The sequence below is a fragment of the Chitinophagaceae bacterium C216 genome, from assembly GCA_028485475.2.
In the GTDB taxonomy this organism is placed as follows: Bacteria; Bacteroidota; Bacteroidia; order Chitinophagales; family Chitinophagaceae; genus Niabella; species Niabella composti.
This window is the reverse complement of the sequence record CP144143.1, coordinates 1,114,464-1,137,096: the sequence shown is the minus strand read 5'-3', so window position 1 is coordinate 1,137,096 and position 22,633 is coordinate 1,114,464. Positions and strand designations below refer to the sequence as shown.

The 22,633-nt window shown below is 40.6% G+C and carries 18 protein-coding genes and 1 pseudogene; 11 read left to right on the top strand and 8 right to left on the bottom strand.

Translation table 11 applies throughout. From position 1 onward, the window contains the following. Window positions 1–110 precede the first annotated feature (110 nt). Window positions 111–2,210 carry an NAD-dependent DNA ligase LigA gene (gene ligA, locus PIECOFPK_RS04660; protein WP_409966629.1) on the top strand — a complete coding sequence of 700 codons (2,100 nt, stop codon included), beginning with the start codon at window positions 111–113 and terminating at the stop codon, window positions 2,208–2,210. Window positions 2,211–2,230: 20 nt separating this feature from the next. Here the strand turns inward: ligA and PIECOFPK_RS04655 are convergent, their stop codons facing one another. Then, window positions 2,231–2,698 carry an Lrp/AsnC ligand binding domain-containing protein gene (locus PIECOFPK_RS04655; protein WP_330973248.1) on the bottom strand — a complete coding sequence of 156 codons (468 nt, stop codon included), beginning with the start codon at window positions 2,696–2,698 and terminating at the stop codon, window positions 2,231–2,233. Window positions 2,699–3,325: 627 nt separating this feature from the next. Between PIECOFPK_RS04655 and PIECOFPK_RS04650 the strand changes: the two genes are divergently transcribed. After that, a complete protein-coding gene (locus PIECOFPK_RS04650) occupies window positions 3,326–4,258 on the top strand; it encodes a DUF3078 domain-containing protein (protein ID WP_330973247.1) in 933 nt (310 codons plus the stop codon). 7 nt (window positions 4,259–4,265) lie between these two features. Here PIECOFPK_RS04650 and PIECOFPK_RS04645 read toward each other — a convergent pair whose 3' ends face one another. Beyond that, the gene (locus PIECOFPK_RS04645; RefSeq protein WP_409966628.1) at window positions 4,266–5,375 is read right to left on the bottom strand and encodes a glycosyltransferase; all 1,110 of its coding nucleotides are present in this window, start codon (window positions 5,373–5,375) and stop codon (window positions 4,266–4,268) included. Between the two features lie 110 nt (window positions 5,376–5,485). Here PIECOFPK_RS04645 and PIECOFPK_RS04640 point away from each other — a divergent pair, with 110 nt between their 5' ends. After that, window positions 5,486–5,737 carry a hypothetical protein gene (locus PIECOFPK_RS04640; protein ID WP_330973245.1) on the top strand — a complete coding sequence of 84 codons (252 nt, stop codon included), beginning with the start codon at window positions 5,486–5,488 and terminating at the stop codon, window positions 5,735–5,737. 29 nt (window positions 5,738–5,766) lie between these two features. On the opposite strand, the gene PIECOFPK_RS04635 is transcribed toward PIECOFPK_RS04640, so the two are convergent. The 3 genes from PIECOFPK_RS04635 to PIECOFPK_RS04625 form a co-directional block, all read right to left on the bottom strand. Beyond that, entirely contained in the window at window positions 5,767–7,314 is a 1,548-nt protein-coding gene (locus tag PIECOFPK_RS04635; protein WP_330973244.1) for an Rne/Rng family ribonuclease, read from the bottom strand. 343 nt (window positions 7,315–7,657) lie between these two features. After that, complete coding sequence (locus PIECOFPK_RS04630; RefSeq protein ID WP_330973243.1) at window positions 7,658–8,533, bottom strand: tetratricopeptide repeat protein; 876 nt, start codon at window positions 8,531–8,533, stop codon at window positions 7,658–7,660. A gap of 118 nt (window positions 8,534–8,651) precedes the next feature. Further along, window positions 8,652–8,975 carry an HU family DNA-binding protein gene (locus PIECOFPK_RS04625; RefSeq protein ID WP_330973242.1) on the bottom strand — a complete coding sequence of 108 codons (324 nt, stop codon included), beginning with the start codon at window positions 8,973–8,975 and terminating at the stop codon, window positions 8,652–8,654. A 139-nt stretch (window positions 8,976–9,114) separates the two neighbouring features. Here PIECOFPK_RS04625 and mutY point away from each other — a divergent pair, with 139 nt between their 5' ends. The 5 genes from mutY to PIECOFPK_RS04600 all read left to right on the top strand — a co-directional run bounded on the left by mutY (window position 9,115) and on the right by PIECOFPK_RS04600 (window position 14,191). After that, complete coding sequence (gene mutY / locus PIECOFPK_RS04620) at window positions 9,115–10,170, top strand: A/G-specific adenine glycosylase (protein ID WP_330973241.1); 1,056 nt, start codon at window positions 9,115–9,117, stop codon at window positions 10,168–10,170. A 120-nt stretch (window positions 10,171–10,290) separates the two neighbouring features. Further along, entirely contained in the window at window positions 10,291–10,719 is a 429-nt protein-coding gene (locus PIECOFPK_RS04615; RefSeq protein WP_330973240.1) for a single-stranded DNA-binding protein, read from the top strand. 79 nt (window positions 10,720–10,798) lie between these two features. Then, window positions 10,799–12,142, top strand: a complete 1,344-nt coding sequence (gene gldE / locus PIECOFPK_RS04610; RefSeq protein ID WP_409966627.1) for a gliding motility-associated protein GldE — start codon at window positions 10,799–10,801, stop codon at window positions 12,140–12,142. Window positions 12,143–12,186: 44 nt separating this feature from the next. Beyond that, window positions 12,187–12,777, top strand: a complete 591-nt coding sequence (locus PIECOFPK_RS04605; RefSeq protein WP_330973238.1) for a DUF3109 family protein — start codon at window positions 12,187–12,189, stop codon at window positions 12,775–12,777. Window positions 12,778–12,808: 31 nt separating this feature from the next. After that, window positions 12,809–14,191, top strand: coding sequence for a LutB/LldF family L-lactate oxidation iron-sulfur protein (locus PIECOFPK_RS04600; RefSeq protein ID WP_409966626.1), 1,383 nt, complete (start codon window positions 12,809–12,811; stop codon window positions 14,189–14,191). Window positions 14,192–14,193: 2 nt separating this feature from the next. Here the strand turns inward: PIECOFPK_RS04600 and PIECOFPK_RS04595 are convergent, their stop codons facing one another. Continuing rightward, window positions 14,194–16,383 carry a S9 family peptidase gene (locus PIECOFPK_RS04595; protein ID WP_409966625.1) on the bottom strand — a complete coding sequence of 730 codons (2,190 nt, stop codon included), beginning with the start codon at window positions 16,381–16,383 and terminating at the stop codon, window positions 14,194–14,196. A gap of 166 nt (window positions 16,384–16,549) precedes the next feature. Continuing rightward, the gene (locus PIECOFPK_RS04590) at window positions 16,550–17,023 is read right to left on the bottom strand and encodes a DUF4920 domain-containing protein (RefSeq protein ID WP_330973235.1); all 474 of its coding nucleotides are present in this window, start codon (window positions 17,021–17,023) and stop codon (window positions 16,550–16,552) included. A gap of 73 nt (window positions 17,024–17,096) precedes the next feature. Between PIECOFPK_RS04590 and PIECOFPK_RS04585 the strand changes: the two genes are divergently transcribed. The 3 genes from PIECOFPK_RS04585 (at window position 17,097) to PIECOFPK_RS04575 (ending at window position 21,853) form a co-directional block, all read left to right on the top strand. Beyond that, complete coding sequence (locus PIECOFPK_RS04585) at window positions 17,097–17,699, top strand: DUF6580 family putative transport protein (protein WP_330973234.1); 603 nt, start codon at window positions 17,097–17,099, stop codon at window positions 17,697–17,699. A 150-nt stretch (window positions 17,700–17,849) separates the two neighbouring features. Beyond that, window positions 17,850–20,048, top strand: coding sequence for a hypothetical protein (locus PIECOFPK_RS04580; protein WP_330973233.1), 2,199 nt, complete (start codon window positions 17,850–17,852; stop codon window positions 20,046–20,048). 38 nt (window positions 20,049–20,086) lie between these two features. Beyond that, complete coding sequence (locus PIECOFPK_RS04575; protein ID WP_409966624.1) at window positions 20,087–21,853, top strand: ABC transporter ATP-binding protein; 1,767 nt, start codon at window positions 20,087–20,089, stop codon at window positions 21,851–21,853. A gap of 4 nt (window positions 21,854–21,857) precedes the next feature. Here the strand turns inward: PIECOFPK_RS04575 and PIECOFPK_RS04570 are convergent. Further along, a pseudogene (locus PIECOFPK_RS04570) lies at window positions 21,858–22,394 on the bottom strand (YoaK family protein); the annotation flags it as partial. Between the last annotated feature and the right edge of the window lie 239 nt (window positions 22,395–22,633).

The window sequence follows — 22,633 nt, the reverse complement described above, 5'->3', positions numbered from 1 at the left end:
TTGTTGGTACGAATAGGCGGCATTATACCCTTACAGGAAACAAAAACTGTCATGGGTAAATTTTTTCTGTACTCCAAAATTTTTACTTTTAATTGCAGTTTTTTACCATCATGTACAGTAAGGAAAATACCATAGCATTACAGGACAGCACGCAATCATTTTTGAAAAATATTCCAGATGTCCTCACGAGTAAAGAAGAGACAGAAAAACTAAGAGATGCTTTACGGTTTCACGAATACCGATACTATATCTTAAACGATCCCTTCATATCTGATGGAGAGTATGACCAGCTTTTTAAGCTACTCGAAAGAACCGAAAAACAACATCCCGACTGGATTACAAAAGACTCTCCTACTCAAAGAGTGGCCAAAGAGTTGACCGGCAACTTCCTTACCGTACAACATCTGGTACCCATGTTATCGCTAGACAACTCTTACAATGAGGAAGATTTGCGAGACTTCGACCGTAGAGCCAGACAACTAACAGGGTTAGACAGTATCGTGTATTCGGTAGAACCGAAATTCGATGGAGGCAGTATCTCATTAGTCTACGAAAATGATTTATTAGTGCGTGGTGCTACCCGAGGTAATGGTGTGCAAGGCGATGATGTGACCACCAATATCAAACAAATACGCACAATTCCGCTCTCTGCACGTTTCAGTGATTATGGTCTGCAGCAAGTAGAGATAAGAGGAGAAGTGCTGATGAATAAAGAAAACTTCAAAAAGTACAACGAGGCTCTTATCGAAAAAGGTCTCGCCCCGCTGGCCAATCCGCGTAATGCGGCAGCAGGTACTTTGCGCATTAAAGATCCATCAGAAGTAAGAAGAAGAAATCTTGAGGTATTTGTTTACCACATTAGTGATTATACCTTGCTACCAGGAAAAGACACTCCTAAGGCATTACTATCGCACGACGCATCCTTACAACTACTATGGGAACTGGGTTTTCGAAGCCCAGTACATGAGATGCATGTATTTCGTAGTATTGATGAAGTGATTGCTTATTGTCGGGAATTTGAAGAAAAAAGAGATAGCCTTCCTTATGAGATAGACGGAATGGTGATTAAAGTAAACGACATACAGCTGCAAGAAGTACTGGGCATGACCTCTCACCACCCACGCTGGGCCATAGCCTTTAAATTCAAAGCCCGACAAGGCACCAGCAAGCTGCTGAATGTAGAGTTTCAAGTAGGCCGTACAGGATCCATTACACCTGTGGCAAAAATTGACCCCGTATATATCGGAGGTGTCACTGTAAGCTCTATATCGCTGTTCAATGAAGATGTGATTCGAGAAAAAGATGTAAGGATTGGTGATACTGTATTAGTTGAGCGTGCCGGCGATGTAATTCCGTATATCGTAAAACCATTAACCGAACTACGCAGTGGAACCGAACGACCTATCACGTTCCCCAGTCACTGCCCTGCTTGTAACAGTACCTTATTTAAGGAAGAAGGAGAAGCCGCTTGGCGTTGTGTAAATATTGAATGCTCTGCACAAGTAGTAGAGCGTATGATTCACTACGTAAGCAAGGATGCATTAGATATAAGAGGGCTAGGCGAAGCCAACATTAAGAAGTTCTATGAACTAGGGCTTTTAAAAGATATTCCAGGCATTTACAAGCTGAACTTTGCAGCCATATCCCAACTTGAAGGTTTTGGGGCAAAATCGGTTGAAAAATTGAAAGAAGCTATTGAGCAAAGTAAAAAACAACCGTTGCACCGACTCATTTTTGCCCTAGGCATCCGCTATGTAGGTGAAACAACCGCCAAAGTACTAGCACAAAAAGTCAACCATTTGTTGGAGTTGAAAGATTTGTCTCAGGAAGCATTACAAACGCTGGAAGACATAGGACCTAAAGTAGCGGGAAGCATTGTACACTTCTTTAGTAATGAGGATAACCTGAAAATGCTTCAAGAGTTAGAAGCACTGGGTGTGGAAATGAACAATGTACAGAAACAAACCCATGGCAGCGGAGAACTGGAAGGTGTTACCTTTTTATTTACAGGAACACTTCCCACCCTCAAACGCAGCGAAGCTGAGGCCATGGCCGAAGCTAAAGGAGGTAAAATCCTAAGCGGTGTAAGTGCCAAATTAAATTACCTAGTAGTGGGCAAAGATGCCGGAAGTAAACTGGACAAAGCACAGAAACTGGGTACTGTAAAAATCATTACAGAGGAAGAATTTCTCAAAATGATTAATACCTAAGCTTTTGTAAGTACAAAAGCTTAATCCAGTATTTTCACATTACGGGAAAAGCTTTCCTCTAGCGAGATGATGGTTTCGGTACGTTCTATCCCCTTTATTTTTTGCAACTTTTCATGCAGCACATCTCTTAGTTCTGATATATCTTTGCACACAACTTCGGCAAACATGCTATAGTTTCCGGTCGTATAATTCAACCGTACTATTTCTTTTATTTTATAGAGCTCTTTGGCAACTGTATCGTAGAGAGAACTTTCTCGCAGATAAATTCCGATAAAAGCAATAACGTCATAACCGAGCAGCTTCAAATCGGGATGTAACCGGGTACCCTTAATGACTCCATCCTTCTGTAGCTTCTTAATTCGCACATGAATTGTGCCTCCCGAAACGAAAAGCTTCTTACCCAAATCGGCATAAGAGATTTCCGCATCACTCATCATATGCTCAATGATTTGCAGATCCAGTTTGTCAAGATTTAATTTTGCACTCATTTTTAGCAGTTTTAATTTAATTTATTTCAACAAAAATACGGTTTTATTAAACAAAAACTATATTTTTAAAAAAAACATTAAAATATTTGGAACAAATAAGACATTCTCTTTATTTTTGTTCTATAAATCTCAAATATCTGAGAAAAACAAGTTCTTCTATATTGTGGGGTGATGAAACTTTGGCAGACATGCCCTCTTGTCTCGAGGGTGAGGAGCACGGGATAAACGCAACATAGAGCCGACCGTCAGGCCGACCAGGGTTGACCACTAACTTTGTGTTGTAGCTAACCGCCTCGTGGAGGTTCGATTCCTCCCCCTACAGCATTTCACCTTCACTGTGTTACAGTGGAGGTTTTTTTGTGTCCTCTCATGTAAAACATCACTCCGAAATAAGCACTCACATAGTGACAATATCAGATATTTAGCGCTTTTTTCGGAAAAGCAGTGTTATTGCGCTCTGCCTTCACACCCTAAATTACAACCCAGCCGCTAAAGCAGAAAATTTATCTTTCACTTGCTTGAAATACTACAATAAGCAAATCGAATATAAGAAAGCATCTCCGTATAACACAAAAAAAATTTACAAAAGCTTAACATTCAACCTTATATTTGCCAAAACTTCATACTATGAAAAAATTGCTGTTTTTAGTTTTTGCATTAGGCTCCTCTTGCTTTTTATTTGCTCAGGATGAAACCGTTCAAGCGCTCAAAAAAGATGCTGAACGTACCATTCAGAAAGATCCCAATGACACTACCTCCAAAACCTGGAAAACCGGAGGATTTGTAGGTATCAACGCCGCTCAAGGCTCTCTTAGCAATTGGGCAGCAGGGGGAGATAAATTTTCTCTGGCAGTAAACGGCAATTTAAGTCTGTATGCTTTTCATAAAAAGAATAAACATACTTGGGATAATACCTTGGATATCAATCTAGGTTATATTAATACCACATCATTAGGAAGTCGTAAAAATGATGACCGTATTGATCTGTTATCGAAGTACGGATACGCCATCGGCCCTAAATGGAATGTAGGCGCCTTATTCAATTTCCGTTCGCAGTTGTTCAAAGGATATGCGTACGATGATGATGGCAATCGCACTTTTAACTCTAATTTCTTCTCGCCCGCATATGTGCTGCTGAGCCCCGGCGTGGAATGGAAACCCAATAACGAGTTCTCCGCTTTCATATCTCCGGCAACTGTAAGATGGACTATCGTTAAAAACGATTCGCTCGCAGCGGTAGGTGCTTATGGTGTGGATCCGGGCAAACACTCCCGTACAGAGTTTGGAGCTTTTGCATCATTGAATTACATGAAAGAAATCAACAAGATGTTTTCTTATAAAAGCCGTATGGACCTGTACTCCAACTATCTGAAAAATCCTAAAAACATTGATGTGTACTGGACCAATATGATAAACATGAAACTTACTAAGTTCCTTACTCTTACCTATAGCTTAGATTTAATTTACGATGATGATGTGAAACTCTTCGGAGAGAATAACGACTCTCCGGCAACACAAATCAAATCTATGCTGGGATTAGGATTCTTGGTGAAATTCTAATAGTACATTATTTACTCTGATTTTGCTCGCACTGCAGCAAGAAGGCGTCCATTGCATTTTGCAACAAACCTGGTTGTAATGCAATACCTCCCGAATAAGGAAATTCAGCCGCTTGCTGCAGTATTTTTTTTAGGTCAAACATATCCTGACTGCAGCAGAAAGCAAATTGCTCCTGCATCAGATATTGCCCCAGATATTCTTGCTCTGTTTGCCCCGGCGTAGGAATTAATATAGATTTAGCACCAATACTATTAATATCCATTATCGAGCTGTAACCACTTCGACAGATAACATAAGAAGCAGCTGCCAGTTCTTTTTCCAATGCATCCTTTGGTAAATGATTAAACACGCGGGCATTAGCACATTCGGGAGCACTTCCACCATTGGGCACACCCCTCACTATGGTAACTTTAGCTTCGTATTGTTTTAGCTGAGAAAAAACGATTTGCTCCAATACACTTCTTTGCGGTTCAGGACCTGAAATCAAAAATAGCAGCCCCTTCTGTTCTGCTCCAGTAGGAACTGCACTAAAACGTGATAAAGCCCCCACATAAAAACAGGGAATACTAGGCATTTTATTTGGATGCGATAAATCGCCTGCCAAATTAGGTTGTTGGGGAAAATCGGGAATCCAACAGTAAGTGTACTTATTAATAAATCGATAGTTCAACTGCTGAAGCATGTTGTCGGCCAATGCGCTTAATCCCGTTTTAATTTGCAATTGATGGGTCATAAACACACAAGGTACAGCATCGGTACAAAGTCCATATCGGTTATCGCTAATCACCCCATCTATCTGATATTCCTTCACAATTTTCTGCAACCAACTGTGCTCCTGCTTTATCCGAGATAATATACGAGGTACTTGAGCCAGCATTTTCACAGCCAGCCCTTTTCCTTTGTGGTGATAGCGCACATTGTATCCTTTCAAAGGCAAAAACGAACATTGGGGGAACTCCTTCTTTAGAATAGCTTGTTGCGTATCATTGCCTGCCAGCCACACCTCCACCTCTCTGTTTAGCAATTCGCTGATTACAGGTATACACCGGGTGGTATGCCCCAAACCCCAGTCCAACGGGGCTACCAATATTCTCAATTTCCGGTTGGGATGATTCATATTTCTAGGCAACGAATGCAAAAATGTGCTTAAAGTAAAAACTTTACGGCGACTTATTTGTAAAATACAGTAAATTTATTACCGGAAACACGATTTCCGGGAGAGAAAACATGAGCACGTACAGATATCAACGCGATATTATTCTGATTATTAATGATGAAACTGTGCGCCCAGAAGCTATCGATGACAGCAGGGTGGATGCTATAAATAGTATCATCTCTTACGTCGACAATATAGATAGTTTTTGCAGGGCTCATGAACTGGTGTGCCGTAATAAAATCACTTCCAAAAGATCGAAAATATTAGATGCAATAGAGCACGAACAGCTGAAACCTTTTAGATTTTTGATTAATAAAAATTAAAAGCCCCGATTTTAATCGGGGCTTTAGCATTATAATTTAATCTCTTCATCCATTTCGTTAAAGAAATGGTACTCGGTAAGATGATAGGAGGAGTCTTTTTCCAAACGGGTTTTTTGCCCGAATTTTCTGTTCCATTTAGCAATCTTGGTATTCCACCAAAGTCCCTTAGTTAAGTAAGCGTGCATAATAGGATGCACCACAAGTTTTAGATTCTTATGCTTATGTGTAATCAGGTATTGAAGATTTCTTTCGATCTCATCTTCCAATACCAAAGTGGAAGAAATTTTTCCGCTACCGTTACAGCTGGGACACACTTCCTGTGTGTTAATGGTTACTTCAGGGCGCATACGCTGACGCGTGATCTGCATCAGGCCAAATTTGGAAATAGGTAGCACGGAGTGTTTGGCTCTATCAGCCTTCATCACCTCCTCCATCCGCTCATAGAGTTTCTTTTTGTTTTCGGGAAGCTTCATATCGATGAAGTCCACCACGATAATACCCCCTATATCCCTCAATCGTAGCTGTCTGGCTATTTCAGCTGCAGCTTCCAAATTCGTTTCCAGCGCGTTCTGCTCCTGATTGTTGCTTACATTTTTATACCCACTGTTTACATCAATTACATGCAGGGCTTCAGTATGCTCTATAATGAGATAGGCGCCACTATTCAGCGTTACCGTTTTTCCAAAGGAGCCTTTAACCTGTTTGGTTATACCCATGGAATCGAATACATTTCCATGAGCCTGATTTACGATTTCGACTTTTTCCGGGGCTATACGCTGTATATAGTTTCTAGTTTCAGCGTAGATATTTTTATCGTTGGTTACGATACGGTTGTAATCTGCACTCAGTAAATCGCGTAGTATACTATGCGTTTTGTTTTGCTCGCTGTAGATTTTGGTGGGTGCTGTAGCGCCTCTTAAATTTTGCTGTACGGTGTTCCAGATATTCACTAGATGTTCGAGATCCTCGTAGAGCTCTGCGGTATTTTTACCCTCGGCAGCGGTTCTTACAATTACTCCGAAATTTTTAGGCTTTACAGCCTCAATAATTTTTTGTAAGCGTTTCCTTTCTTCGGAAGAATGAATTTTTTTGGAAACAGCCACAATGTTATTAAACGGTGTGATCACAACAAACCGACCCGGGATGGAAAGCTCACAGCTTAAGCGAGGTCCTTTTGCAGCAATCGGTTCTTTGAGGATTTGTACCAAGATATTGGGTTTTCCCCCCAGAACCTCACTAATTTTTCCGGTTTTTACGATTTCCGGTTCTACTTCAAATTTTGAAAAATCTAAAGGATTTTCATTGGTGGCGTTCATAGCCATTTGAGTAAACTTGAGCAATGAGCGCGCATAGGGACTTAAATCGGTGTAATGCAAAAATGCATCCTTCTCAAAGCCCACGTCTACGAATGCTGCATTGAGACCCGGCATTAGGCGTTTTACCTTTCCCAGGTATAGGTCGCCCACAGCAAACCGGGCGTCACTTTTTTCACTATGCAGCTCAACTAATTTTTTGTCTTCCAGCAAGGCTATTTCCACACCGGTAGGAGCTGCATTAATTACAATTTCTTTGTTCATTACATTCTGCACATAATGCTATGCCTAAAAGTAAAATACACCTACTTTATGCGTTATACAATGCAAGAAGAAAGAGTTATATGGCATTATAGAGACGGGACAAAATGCATATAACGCTAAAGTAGCCGAAAAGAAAACATTGCATAAACCCCGCACAAGAAAGTTACGGGGTGTATACAAATAACTTATCTAAAAAGAAATACTGATTATTTCTTTTTATGGCGGTTTTTTCTAAGTCTTTTTTTACGCTTATGTGTTGCGATCTTATGACGTTTTCTTTTTTTACCACAAGGCATAACTAATAATTTAATCTGTTTACTAATATATTTTTTACCAACAATTTTTACTTAAGGTCCTGAATTCTCTTCCCCAACTCTGCTTTCATTTCGGGATACTGATCGGCCAGAGGTAAGGCTTTTTGATACCATGCTATTGCTTTCTCTTTGTTTCCCTGTCTCTCATAAATATCTGCCAGCAATAAGACGGCCTGAAGGTTTTCAGCATCGATACGTGCCACAGTTTCCAGCCTTTCTCGGGCCTTTTCTGTTTGCCCGCTCATGAGCGATCCCATAGCGAGCGTCATTTGGGCATATACATTGCTGCTGTCCTTATCCACTACTTCCCTAATCTTTGCTATTCCCTGCATAGGAGCATTGGAAATACCACCAAAAATATAGGTAGCTCCTAATCCTACTTTTGCAGAGTCGTTATCGGGATTTACCTGCAGTGTTCTTTCGAACAAGTCTTTTGCCTGTAAAGCCATCCACTTTCTCAATTCATTATCCCCGGCTTCCTGCAGGTTATTAAGGAACAAATGGCCTGCAAAATTGAGGTTTTTTTCTGAATTTTCCAACCTAGCCCCTTCTGCGGTATACCAGGCAAAGGGAATAAAAGCCCTCCCGGTATCTTTCCAGAACTGGGAAAGTTGATGATACACATGCGTTTTTTCTTGGCTGTCGGTAACCGATTGAAGAATACGATTCAGCTCTTCAACCCGTTTTTGATAGCCCTCAGATAACCTTTGTTGCGAGGCAAGTAAATTACTATCTATTGAAAATGAGGTACTTAACAATTCAGCATTGAGGTCTGATACCTCATGCTGATGTCCTTCATGGGTATGAGCCGATTGATGTTTCCGAGGTTTTGTACTTCCAAATGCCCATAAAAGGCATAGGCCCAAAAAGGCAAATATAATTGTCAGATATTGAGGTTTCTTCACAATCAAATTATTTAAATGGATTGCAAAGTTAACCCCCAACAGGCACAAATTGTTTAAAAACTATGCAATAAGGTTACCAACAATGTCAAATTTTTACTCTCAGCATGGTCAGTATAAACTAATCATCTGCATCTTCGCCCGGGCCACTATCCTTCTTAGGCTCTTTTAATTTTTTCACTTCCATGCTAAACTCCTTGGCCGGCTTGAATGCAGGGATATAATGTTCCGGTATATGTACCGCTACATTTTTCTTAATATTGCGACCTATTTTAGCAGCACGTTTTTTGGTGATGAAACTACCAAATCCTCTAATGTAGATGTTTTCACCGGAAGCCAGTGTATCTTTAACTTCCTTAAACATGGTTTCGAGTGTTACTAACACATCTACTTTCGGAATTCCGGTTTTGTCGGATATTCGGTTAACTAAGTCAGCTTTTCGCATAGTAAACTAAGTATTAATTTTTAATAATGTTTTAAACAGGTATATAAAGCTTGCGAACATTACATAATCAATTATTAATCCAAACTTTACGCTAAGTAAAAAAATTTTTTACATATTCATCAACATAACACATAATAAATTGATAATCAATACATTTTCAAAAACACTTTTAAAATGGAATAAATCGCAAAATTCTCGCTCAATGCCTTGGAAGGGAGAAAAAGACCCCTACAGGATTTGGCTGAGTGAGATTATCTTACAACAAACTAGGGTTGAACAAGGTTGGGAATACTATACCCGCTTTATTACCACATTCCCCAGTGTTAAAGAGCTAGCTTTGGCTTCCGACAAAGAGGTTTTTAAATTATGGGAAGGGTTGGGTTATTATTCCCGCTGCCGTAACCTGATAGCCACTGCACGACACATCTACCAAGAAAGAAATAGTGTTTTTCCTCAAACTTACGAAGAAATTCTTAAGCTTAAAGGTGTTGGGCCTTACACTGCTGCCGCCATTGCTTCTTTCAGCTATAACCTCCCTTATGCCGTAGTAGATGGCAACGTACAACGAGTACTGGCGCGGATATTCGGGATCGAAGACCCTATTGATAGTACATCCGGCAAAAAGAGATTTCATGCGCTGGCTCAAGAACTTCTGGATAAAAAAAATCCGGCTATATACAATCAGGCTATCATGGACTTTGGTGCCACCGTATGCAAACCCCTCCAGCCATTATGTTCCCAATGCCCTTTTGCATCGGACTGTGTGGCATTCAAAGAAAATAAAATTGCCCAATTTCCCGTGAAAAGCAAAAAACTTATTATCAAAAACCGATATTTCTATTTCTTTTTTATTCGCTGCCGTAACAAAATTGCCATCCGGGAAAGACTAACAAAAGATATATGGCAGCATCTGCACGAATTTCCCTTGATGGAACTGGAAAAGGAAGGGAGTTTAAATACAGCATTAGATGCCGCCCGCCAGGCAGGATGGTTCCATGCCAAAGATTTCATAAGTTCCATCAGTAATACCTATAAGCAAAAACTTACCCATCAGCACATACATGCCGTATTCATTACTGTTCAGGTAGGCAGAATACCCTCTACTCTTAAAAATTATGACTGGGTGGAGGCTGATAAGCTCGCACAATATTCCTTTCCGAAGGTGATTAATGATTTTCTGAAAACAGCCTTATAACCCCCTATTTTTAATAACTCCCTGATATAAAATGATTAATTTTTTCAAATAGCTAAAAAAAATTAATTTTAATGTGCATTTGGATATATACATACTACTTAAGAATCAAATGATACTTACATGAGAGGTGTTAATAGGGTAATGCTAATCGGGAATTTAGGAAAAGATCCTGAAGTACAGGTTCTGGAAGGGAATATCGCTGTAGCCAAATTTCCGCTCGCCACAACAGAGACTTTTAAAGATCGTACAGGCAAGTTAGTATCTCAAACAGAATGGCACACCGTCGTACTATGGAGAGGGTTAGCAGAGCTTGCCCAGAAGTATCTTCACAAATCCAGTCTGGTATATATCGAAGGTAGATTACGTACCCGAAGCTGGGAAGATAAAGATGGTGTAAAAAAATACATCACTGAGGTGGTAGGCGAAAATCTGATAATGCTGGATAAAAAAAGCGAAACTGCCTCTCACGAACAGGACGAAGCCAATTCCAGTACCAGCGGTCCTACTGATGCTCCCGGTGAAAACACCCCAGAACAGCCAGGCTTTTAAATTTTCATTAATAGTAATAATATTGCATCTGGATTAAGTAATAGGCATTTTTGTTTTCAGTTCATCAACAGTTAAAGTTTTGTATACCCTATTTTACGCTACTCTATATAATAGCCTGGGACAGCTACAATTAGAGGCTAGTACGCAAAGCAGCACCTTATTGGTAATAGGTCTGTTGGTGCTTGTTTTTTTATCCTTTTCCGTATCCGGATCTCAGGCAGCCATCTTTTCGCTAAGCGAAAAAGATATTGATGTTTTAAAAACCAAACAACAACCTGCCGCACGCAGGATTATTGATTTACTGGATGAGCCTAAGGAGATATATACTTCCATGCTCATCTCCAAAACGATTTTGAATATCTGCCTTATTATTTTAACCAATTATCTTATCAATCTATACTCACCACCTGAGTATTTTCATAACATTTACTTTATCATTCTCAAATGGCTTTTAATTGCCTTTCTGATTATTTTTCCGTTGGAAATTTTTCCGCGTGTATGGGCGCGGCAAAATAGTCTTCGATTTGCTTATGAGTGGCCAATTCTGCTCTTCACAGTAGAAGTAATGCATCTGTTATTAAGACGCATCAGTAAAAGCATTGTATTAGTAGCCGACAGCATTGGGAAAACTATAGGAACCGATAACGCCGAGCAAAATAGTTTGCAAGAATTTGACGAAGCCATTGATGTACAGACTGATGAAGAGGCCTCTCCCGAAGAGAAGAACATCATGAAAAGCATCGTGAAGTTTGGCAAAATTTCGGTGAAGAAAATCATGCGCAGCAGGCTGTACGTAAGTGGTGTTGAATATAATACTCCATTCCCCGAACTGGTTAAAAAAATTCAGGAATTACAATACTCTCGCCTTCCGGTGTACAAGAAAAACTTGGATGAAATAGAGGGTATTATCAATACCAAAGACCTGATCCCACATCTCTATGAGGAAGATTTCGACTGGCATTCCGTTATCAGGCCCCCATACTTTGTGCCCGACTCAAAACTCATCGAAGATTTGCTGCTAGAGTTTCAGAAAAAACGCCTGCACTTTGCAATAGTAGTGGATGAGTTTGGCGGTACCAGCGGTATTGTGACACTGGAAGATATTTTGGAAGAAGTTATTGGCGATATTAAAGATGAGTTTGATGAAGTAGAAGACGATAACAAAAAAGTGGATGATAACACTTATATCTTGGAAGGCAGTACCATGCTGCACGATGTATGTAAAACATTGTCAATTCCTACCAATACATTTGATAAAGTAAGAGGAGATAACGAATCGTTGGGCGGTCTTATTAACGAAATCGCCGGCGATTTGCCACAGGTAAACTCGATAGTTACTTGCGGGGATTTTGAATTCACCGTTCTGGAAACAGAAAGAAACCGTGTGAAAAAAGTAAAAGTCGTTATAAAACCCCGCGAATAGGTCTGCAAAGCATATTAAAGAATTACCTTCGCACCAAAAAGACAATGATAATTATAGACAACAAGATCATAAGTGATGATATTGTGGAGGCTCAGTTTGTCTGCGATCTTACCAAATGCAAAGGAGGCTGCTGTGAAGAAGGAGATGCGGGCGCCCCGCTTACAGAGGAGGAACTAAAAGAGGTTGAAAATAATTACGACGCTATAAAACCTTATCTGACTCAGGAAGCCATTAATCATGTAGAGAAACATGGTAAGTACTACCATGATCAGGAATTTGGATGGGTGACACCTGTCCTGCCACAGGATAATGAGATATGCGCTTACGCTTTCCGCGAAAAAAACGGATTAATAAAATGCGCATTTGAACAGGCTTATAATGAAGGTAAGATCAAATGGAAAAAACCCATCAGCTGTCATCTCTATCCTATAATAGCCTATCGTGGCAAATACGGCGATTACGAACGGTTGAATTATGAGCCGCGTAAAACCCTGTGTAGTCCTGCCTGCAAACTGGGTAAACAATTGAAGGTTCCCGTATATCAATTTTTAAAAGAACCTCTGATACGTAAGTACGGCGAAGAGTTTTATTCTATATTGGAAAAAGTTGTAGCGTCGCAGGAAAAAGAAATGTAACGCTTATTTATTCACTAATAAGCTCAAAAACATGTCACAAACATCCGACATCTTTCATAAAAAAAGTAAAGAATTAGCAGCCGACCGGGCTCACCGAGAAGTAATCAATTTTAATATCGGTAAGTACAATGCAGCAGTTCCCGGAGGGAAAAAACAATATATCAACCTAGACCTAGCTCGCGAGCGCGCCAAGAACATCAAGTGGAAGGCCATTGAGACTCTGGACCAACAACTGGAGAACTTTGAGTATCACATTACCCAAAGAGGTGCCAAAGTAATCTGGTGCGAAAACGCTCAGCAGGCTGCAGCAGCAGTAGTAGCCATTTGTAAAGAAAAAAATTGCAAAACGCTCGTTAAGAGCAAAAGCATGGTAACCGAGGAAATCCACCTCAATCAGCATCTTGAAGAAAACGGTATTGAGAGTGTGGAAACCGACCTCGGAGAATATATTCAACAATTAGCAGGCGAGCCGCCCTATCATATCGTAACACCGGCAATGCATAAAAGCAAAGAAGATATTGCCAGATTGTTTGCCGAAAAACTAGGAACAGATCCTACACTGAACCCGCAACAGCTGACATTGGTAGCCCGCGAAAAACTCAGACAAAAATATGCCGAAGCCGAAGTAGGTGTGACCGGCGCCAATTTCATTATTGCAGATATAGGAGGAGTTGCCGTTACCGAAAACGAAGGCAATGCAAGGCTAAGCTGTTCCATGCCTAAAACCCATATTGTTATCGCCGGAATTGAAAAAGTAATTCCTTCGTTCAGTGATTTAGCTTTATTCTGGCCGCTACTAGCTACATATGGTACCGGTCAGCGTATTACATCGTATAACACTATCATTACGGGACCACGTCAGCCGGGAGAAGCAGATGGCCCGGAAGAAATGTATGTGATCCTGCTGGATAACGGTCGTACAAATATTCTGGCCAATGAGAAAACCAGAGAAGCCCTATACTGCATTCGTTGTGGTGCCTGTCTGAACGCTTGCCCGGTTTATAAAAATATTGGAGGACACACTTATGCCACCACGTACAGCGGCCCTATCGGTTCGGTAATTACACCCCATTTGAAACCGATGAAAGAATGGAAGCATTTAAGCCATGCGTCATCGCTTTGTGGTAATTGTACCGAAGTTTGTGCAGTAAAAATCAACCTGCACGAATTGCTCCTCGAAAACCGTCATGAAGCACAACAGCAAGGCCACACATCGTTCTCCGAAAGAATGGTGTGGAAAGTATGGAAAACCGCCATGCTGAAACGCAAGCTGATGAACAAGGGCAACGGCGGGCTGAAAAGTACACTAATAAACACTTTTGCAGGGGCTTGGACCAAAGACCGCAGCCCCCTCCGCTTTCCCCCAAAATCGTTCAATGAACTGTGGGAAGAACGACGCAAACACAATATATAATACTATCTCGCTCCGGGCGGACAGTGCTGTTTCAGATAATTAGTGTACAAGGTTGATAAATGCTCCCAAGTACCCTGTCCTTCCGATATGCTGTGCGAACGATTGGGATAACTCATCAGTTGAAACTGCTTATTATGTTTGATTAATTCATTGATGAGCATTTCGGCGTTATTGTAATGTACATTATCGTCGCCGGTACCGTGTATGTACAGCAAGTTACCTTTTAGATTTTTTGCGTGTGTAAGCGGTGATCCTTCTATATACGGACGTTCATCCATTTGAGGCACACCTGAATAACGCTCCTGATAAATATTATCGTAGGTACGCTGGTTTACTACTGCCGCTACGGCGATACCTGTTTTATAAATTTCGGGATATTGGAATAACAGATTTAAAGTAGTAGAACCTCCACCACTCCATCCCCAAACTGCAACACGGCTGGTATCGATATAAGGCTTCATACGAAATAAAGCCTGAGCAGCCATTGCTTGATCACGAATATTCAAAATTCCAATGTTTTTATACAGCGCCTTACGCCATGCACGGCCTTTAGGTACAGGAGTCCCCCTACTATCTATAGACACGTATATGTAACCATCGGCAGCCATATTTCCTTTGTAAAGAAAATTATACCCTGCACCAAATTTATCCTGCACAGTTTGACCTGCCGGCTCGGTGTAGACGTAAAATACAATGGGATATTTTTTAGTGCTATCAAAATTCTGAGGCTTCAGCATCCAGGCATCCATTTCCACGCCTTCCTCCGTAGTAATCCTCAAAAACTCTAGGTTTGGTTTGTTGGCTGCACTACGGGCAATAGCTTGGCTCACCTCATTGGCTGCTTTCAAACTTTTATGTGACGGAAGCTCAATCCACGCGGATATAGGGCGCACATAATAATTGGTAAACTGATGCAACGCATATTTTGCATTGGGCGAAATGTGGTAATTATTAGTCCCCGACATGTCGGCCGGCGTAATTCTCTCCGGCTTACCTTTTCCGTTCAGCAACGTACGATAAAGATATTTCTGTGTAGCATTTTCGGGCGAGGCCATAAAATAAATGTACCCTCCTTTTTCATCGATTGCGCAAATATCCATTACGTCATATGTGCCGGGTGTAATAAGGGTTTCTTTTTTGCCATCGCGACTAATACGATACAAATGACGCCAACCATCTTTTTCTGAAGCCCATAAAAATTCCTTCCCGTCGTTTAGCCAATCCCAACCTTTGTTGGCATAATCATGATCCCAAAAAGGCATAATGTCAATCCATGCTTCATCCTGCTCTTTGTATATTTCTTTGGACACCCCACTCTGCACATTACACAGCATCAGTCGGCTCTCGTTTTGCTGGCGGTTCAGCTGCTGAATGATAAGCTCGGTATTATTGGCTGCCCAGTCCATACGAGGTAGATAGGTGCCCCATGTAGGATCATCAGGAATGGACATCCATTTGGTACTAGCCGACTCAATATCTACCACACCGATTTTATATAAAGAAGGTTTTTCTCCCACTACGGGATACTCGATAGGTATCAGCTTAGGATAAATTGAATCGGTGTTGTTGACCATGTGATATACTTTGGTATCGCCTGTAATAATTTGCCAGTAAGCAATTTTTTTACTATCGGGCGACCAACGAAAACCATCGCGACAATAAAACTCTTCTTCATAAGCCCAATCAAAAGTACCGTTGATGTGCTTCCGATCTCCACCTATAGTCATCGGTTTGATGACTCCTGTGGCCAAATCTTCTACGTAGATATTATATTCCGACACATAAGCTACTTTGGTATTATCAGGAGAAAACTTGGCAAACATTAAAGATGAGGCAGGTAGTGTGCGGCCCAACCGATGCAATTTCTTATCGCTGATATGATAGACCCAGTAATCGCCGCGGGTATCATTGCGCCATACGCGTTGAGTATTGGTATATATCATTATTTTTTGCTCATCAGAGCTTACGGTGAAGCTTCTTATTGCAAGTGGCTTTGATGCCCCTGCTGGAATGAGTTTTTCCTTAGCCACAAGCACCGTAGATGTTTGCTGCGGCAACACATATTTTACAATATTTCCCTCTTCTGCTTGATAATAAGCATTGCCATCTGGAGCCCACACAATATCTTGAGCTTGGCTAAGATGTATGCTGCTTACGATAAGGATACAGATGTAAAGTATTTTTCTAAACATGGAATATAATTTTTAAAATGTCTTTGGTGTTTAGCCGCTAAGATATTTATTATTGACGTACTGTTATACTGCATGATAGTGTGGCTCTTTTAACCCATTTATCTAAAAGCAAAAGAGGAATGCATTTTTGGCTACATTCCTCTTTTCGCATTATTCGGCAGATAAATTATTTCACCACCAAAACACCGTCGGCCAAAAATCTTACCTGCTTTTCGGGCTTAGTAATAGCATCTATTTCAGCCTGACTTTTTTTGGCATCCTGTGCATAATGTTTCAGTTCAGCCACAGAAACTTCTTTTTGTGTAGCGATACCATCCAGTACTACCGTTTTTCCTACAATATCAGTAGGTACAAAAAATGCATAATCCTTGAAGCGAACAAAAACAGTACTCTTATCATCCAGCTCTACATTCATCCAGCATCCCTTTTTCGGACAGGAAGACAATACTTTACCAACTACTTTGGCATCAATAGTATCTTTTTGGGAAAGTAACTTATTAAAGTCCACAGCTTTTAAAGTTCGCTCCGCTGTAACTTTCTTTCCATAGGTATCTCCCGGATTGGCAGGACCTGCAGGAGGTTGTGCCTGAACGAGCAAGCCACACAACACTAAAACAACAGTCGTAACTATATTTTTCATAACAGATGTTTAATTATATTGTAAATTTATAAAACTATTTACTTTTGTAGCCATACAAATAAAATTCCGGCTCATGAACAAGATAAGCATGCGCACTCGTATTATCGTTGTAATGATAGTTTTAGCGGCATTAAGCAGACTACTGCCGCATCCCTATAATTTCTCACCATTAGTAGCTATGGCGCTGTTCGGTGGAGCTATGTTTCAAAACAAATGGCAGGCCTATTTAGTGCCCATTGCCGCTTATCTGGTTTCTGATATAGCCTTGCAGATGACTGGAAAAATGGGGATATATAGTTTCTCACAACCTTTTGTACTTATTTCTCAGGCTTTTGTATACGTTAGCATGCTGCTGGTTACTTTATTGGGCACCAGCCTACATCAGCCTAAAACTGTAAAAATATTAGGTTACTCACTTACTGGTTCTACAATATTTTGGGTGCTTTCTAATTTTGGAGTGTGGTTCGGAAATCATTTTGCAGCCGGTACTATTTTGTATGAACCCGGGCTTACTTTGGGTACAACCTACCTGAGAGCGCTGCCTTTTTATAATACCATGAGTAGCGAGCTGTTCCTGAACGCTTATCTAGGCGATTTATTCTACGCTGCACTGCTATTTGGTGTATTTGCCTTAATTCAGAAAAAATACCCGCAACTCAGCTATTCTCGCATTTAATAAGTCCATTGAAGACAAATATTATTGAATGTTGTAAAAAGTAGTGGATATCGACTGCTTTTACGCAACCCTATTATGTCTTCAACCATCTTTTAACTTTTTACGTTTATATATCGGGTTACCTTTGTCATTACGATTAATATTAGCATTATGAGTGGAAAGGCACTGTTGAATATATTTATTTCGTTAGGTATTGCTTCCGGAGTTTTTGCACAGGGTTCCAACGAACCTAAAATCAACATTCCCATCAACCGGCAGTTGTTTCATGATAATATTGTGAAGGAAAAACAATTGTTGCTAGGTAGCGATGGTAAGATGGATAATGAATTTACCATCGAAAGCAATCTCGATATAGCCCAACTAGCTACACAAGCCATTAATCATCAGGTAGATGCAATCAGGTTCATGATAGAAACCGATTCTAAAATTGATGCCCGTCTCAAATCGGGCTATCTGGTAGGCCTAGCTAATATTTTGCGTCACATGCGGCAGGGCTGGCTAAAAAGACAAGTAAATCCCTCACATTTTGCACAAATCTTTTCGGTTTACAAAAAGCTCATTGAAGTAAATACCGAAAAAAAATCAATCATCCCTTATGTTGAGCATTTCCCTTACGATATAGCCTATACGGCTACTTTACCGCGGATTTTTGAGGAAAACCCCAGCTATAATGAACTTAAAGACCTACTACTTGTAAAATTTGCAGCACAATATCCCGATAAAACATTTCAGGAACTTTCCAAATATCCCGACTCCAAACATGCCGATAGCCTTATAAAAGCAATCGGCAGGCAGTATCCTGAACAACTTTATTCGTATGCACAGGCAGGTAATGCTCTGAGCCGAAGAATCAAGAGTATTAAAGAGGATACCTTCGTAAAAACGGTAGTAGAATTATCAGAAATGAAAAGCGGGCAAATCTATTTTCCATTCCTAGACAACCTAGTGAAGGGTAAAATTACTATTGCCGAACTGGATGCTGCCAAAGATGATAGGCTGAAATATTATCGTCTGCTTGTAAAAACACAGATGGATTACGCACGCCGTGCCTTGAACGGGGATATCGCCATTGGTTTTAAAGAGTTGACAGCACGTCTGCAAAGAAAGGGTAATGATGAGTTCGTAAATGAAATTAATGCATTACACGAATCGCCCAACGCCATTCGCTTCAAATGTTTGCAACCTTTAACTGCTCAAGAACTATATTATCTGGCTGTATTTTCTGACGGATTGATTTATACCAGTAGCTATACGCAGGGGGTATTTCCGCTCATGATGAGCAAAATCAACAATAGAGGAGACTCTCTGCTGATGAGCGTATCATTCGATCATTACAGGAAGTTTATCCGCCAGGCTGCAGGATATAATACATTAAAAACCTTCTTTTCAACATTTCCTAATAAGAAAGATGCTAGTGATTTAATGACCGCCTTTGTAAACGGCTTGGAAAAAACCAAAGGACTGGAAGACGGCGTAGATGTAGCCGACTCTTATGCCAGCCTTTACGAAACCATGCCCGAGTTGGCTAATCAGATGCTAAAAAACGTAAAGGCTAATTACGAACGCAATCTGAAAGCCAACAACCGAAGAGGTATTGCTATTTATAATATTCTGTACAAGCTCTTCCTCTCTGCCGATCCTAAACAAAACATCGATTTGACCAAAGAGTTGGGTATCCCTCCGGTATACAATATCCCATTCCAGAGTTTCACCAACGAAAAAGGGGAAGTCATTACTCAAATGTTCTTTTATGGTGATGAGGATGGTATGATGGACTTTGACATTTTTGTGCGCACCTTTGCCAATGACCCCAAATGGAAGCTGGATCAGAGCAATAGTAAATTTGTGGTAGCTAAAACTACCAGCGGAGCTCCTGTATACGTATTCGCCAATAGACCTTTACCTAATACAGAAGACCAGGATTATGTAGCGCAGAACGCTATGCAGGAATATTTGGAAAAAAATAACCTTGCACCTACCGTTACTTTCCACAGAGGGCACAGCTATCACGCGCCTACCAGTGTAAGTTATATTACACCTACATCACGCGTAGTATTCATGGGATCCTGCGGAGGCTTTTTCCTGATTGATTCTATCTTGAAAAAATCTCCCGATGCTCATATTATATCTTCCAAACAAACCGGCTATCGGGACATTAATCTTCCGTTCATCCGCATATTCTTAGAAAATCTGCGTCAGCGTAAGGATATTGATTGGATACCTTTCTGGAAAGAGTTCCGTGCCGCAGCACATATTACAGGTATGGAAGACTACATTCCTCCTTATAAAAATCTGGGAGCATTGTTTATCAAAGCGTATAAAAGGGCCACCGGAGAAGAAGAAATGTAGTAACTTGTAAACTAAACCGGCGATAGCGGTACATTTTAATGCAGAATAAAAAATCATTTTTTGATCTCAGCAAACTGCGGCGCATTTTTCAATATGCGGCACCGTACAAAGCAAGGTTTTATTGGTCGGTAGTGCTGGCAATTGTACTGGCCCTTATTACCCCCGTAAGACCCATGCTCATTCAGCTTACGGTAGATAAATACATAGCGCAGTCCTTAAAGGAAATGGTCGTATACATTACGATCATTCAGATAGGGATTATACTTATCGAAACCGTAATGCGCTTTGCGTTTACTTTTACAACAGCCTGGCTGGGGCAAGCCGTAGTAAAAGATATGCGTTTAGCAGTATACAAAAAAATTCTGGGGCTTAACCTGAGACAATTTGATAGAACACCTATTGGCACCCTTACCACACGCACGATCAACGATATTGAATCTATTAACGAAATTTTTTCCGACGGGTTGATCCCTATTATTGCCGATTTACTATCCATTGTTTGCGTGCTTACCTACATGTTTTGGGTGGATTGGAAACTCACGCTCATTGCGTTAATTCCCTTCCCCATCATGATTATTGCTACGTACTACTTTAAGGAAAGCATCAACAAATCATTCTTTAAAGTAAGAAATGCTGTAGCAAGATTAAATGCCTACGCACAAGAGCATCTCTCCGGAATGGGTGTGGTACAGGCTTTCACCGCAGAAAAGAATGAGTTTGAAAAATTCAGGGCAATTAACAAACAGCATCGTAATGCCAATATCAATGCCATATTTGCGTATTCGGTATTTTTTCCGGTAATTGAAATTGTATTGGCCCTTTCTATAGGATTAGTTGTCTGGTACACTGCTCAAGAAGCATTGCATTTGCAAAAAAGCCAGCAAGGTGTTATTGTTTCGTTTATCCTTTGTCTGAATTTATTGTTCAGACCATTAAGGATGATTGCAGATAAGTTCAACATTGTTCAGATGGGTGTGATCGCTAGTGACCGCATTTTCACAGTGTTGGATAACGATGATGAAGAAAAAGTTCCGCAAGGCGGCTACTTACAGCCGCCCACTCGTATGCAGGGAAAAATCAGCTTTCAAAACGTAAGCTTTGCTTATGTAGATGAGCATTGGGTATTGAAAGATGTGAGCTTTGAAATTAAACCTGGAGAAACCGTTGCCATTGTAGGCCATACCGGCAGTGGCAAGACTACCATCATCAGCCTATTGACTCGTTTCTACAATATCCAAAAAGGTCGGATAGAGATTGATGGATATGACATTAATAGGCTCTCACCGGAATATCTTCGTGAAAACATCAGTGTGGTGCTGCAGGATGTGTTTTTATTCTCAGGGTCTATCATGGACAATATCACATTGCGTAATCCCAATATCACTAGGGAACAGGTGATCGCCGCTGCAAAAATGATCGATCTGCACGATTTCATTATGCAACTACCCGGCAATTACGATTATAATGTAAAAGAACGTGGAGCTACACTGTCTTTGGGGCAAAGACAACTGCTATCGTTTATTCGTGCCATATTGTACAATCCATCCATTTTAATACTAGATGAAGCTACCTCATCCATCGATACGGAGTGTGAAATACTGATACAGAGGGCCACAGAAAAACTAATTCATGGCCGCACTTCTATTGTCATTGCACACCGTCTGAGTACGATTCGCAAAGCAGATAAAATACTGGTATTGGACAAAGGCGTATTAAAAGAAATGGGCACCCACGAAGAATTATTGGCCAAAGGCGGTTACTACGCCCGTTTACACAAAATGCAGTTTGAAAAAGAAGCAGTATAAAAATTTACGCCTTATCCTTGGCGTCGTATCGGCGTTTCCATTTAATCAATTGAAGTTTTACACTGTCGTAATATAATCCCGCCAGCAGTATTAGCGCCGGTATTACCAACGCATAAATCCTCATATACGAATAGAGTATGCCACCCGCTATGCCACCGATAAAGAAAAATAAAATGATGCGCCATCTCAAGCGGATTACCGAAAACAGCCGCTCTTTTTGTTCTTTCTTTTTATAGAAGAATAACTGCGACATTTCAATTCCCAGATCGGTAAAAAGTCCGGTGAGGTGAGTGGTTCTTACTAATGCACCGGAAATTCGCGTCACCAGTGCATTCTGCAAGCCCATTGCAAAAAGCAGCCAACAGGCAATAAAATTAGGATGCTGCATCGTAAAGGTGGGACCACATAGGGCAACCATTAACAAAATAGCACTTTCACATAAACCGGGTAACACATAAATATAACGATCGCCGCGCTTCATCATGCTTTCCATCATAAAGCTGGAAACAAAGGCACCCAGAAAAAAACAAAATACATAAAAAAAATAAACAAAGCCTTTTGAAAACTAAAGCCTAAATACTTCATCAACAAAAAAGGCAAAATGACCTGTAACATTGGTAGTAAGACGTTGTACAGATAAAACTCCAGTAACGTTTACCACACCTGCAACAAAAGATAGCAGGGAAGCTATCTTTTTGTTATGACTGATTGTTCTGCTTTTTCCCCGATGTCTGAACATGTGTTACTCAAAGGCCCTCGCGTTTTACAGGCATCGCAAAG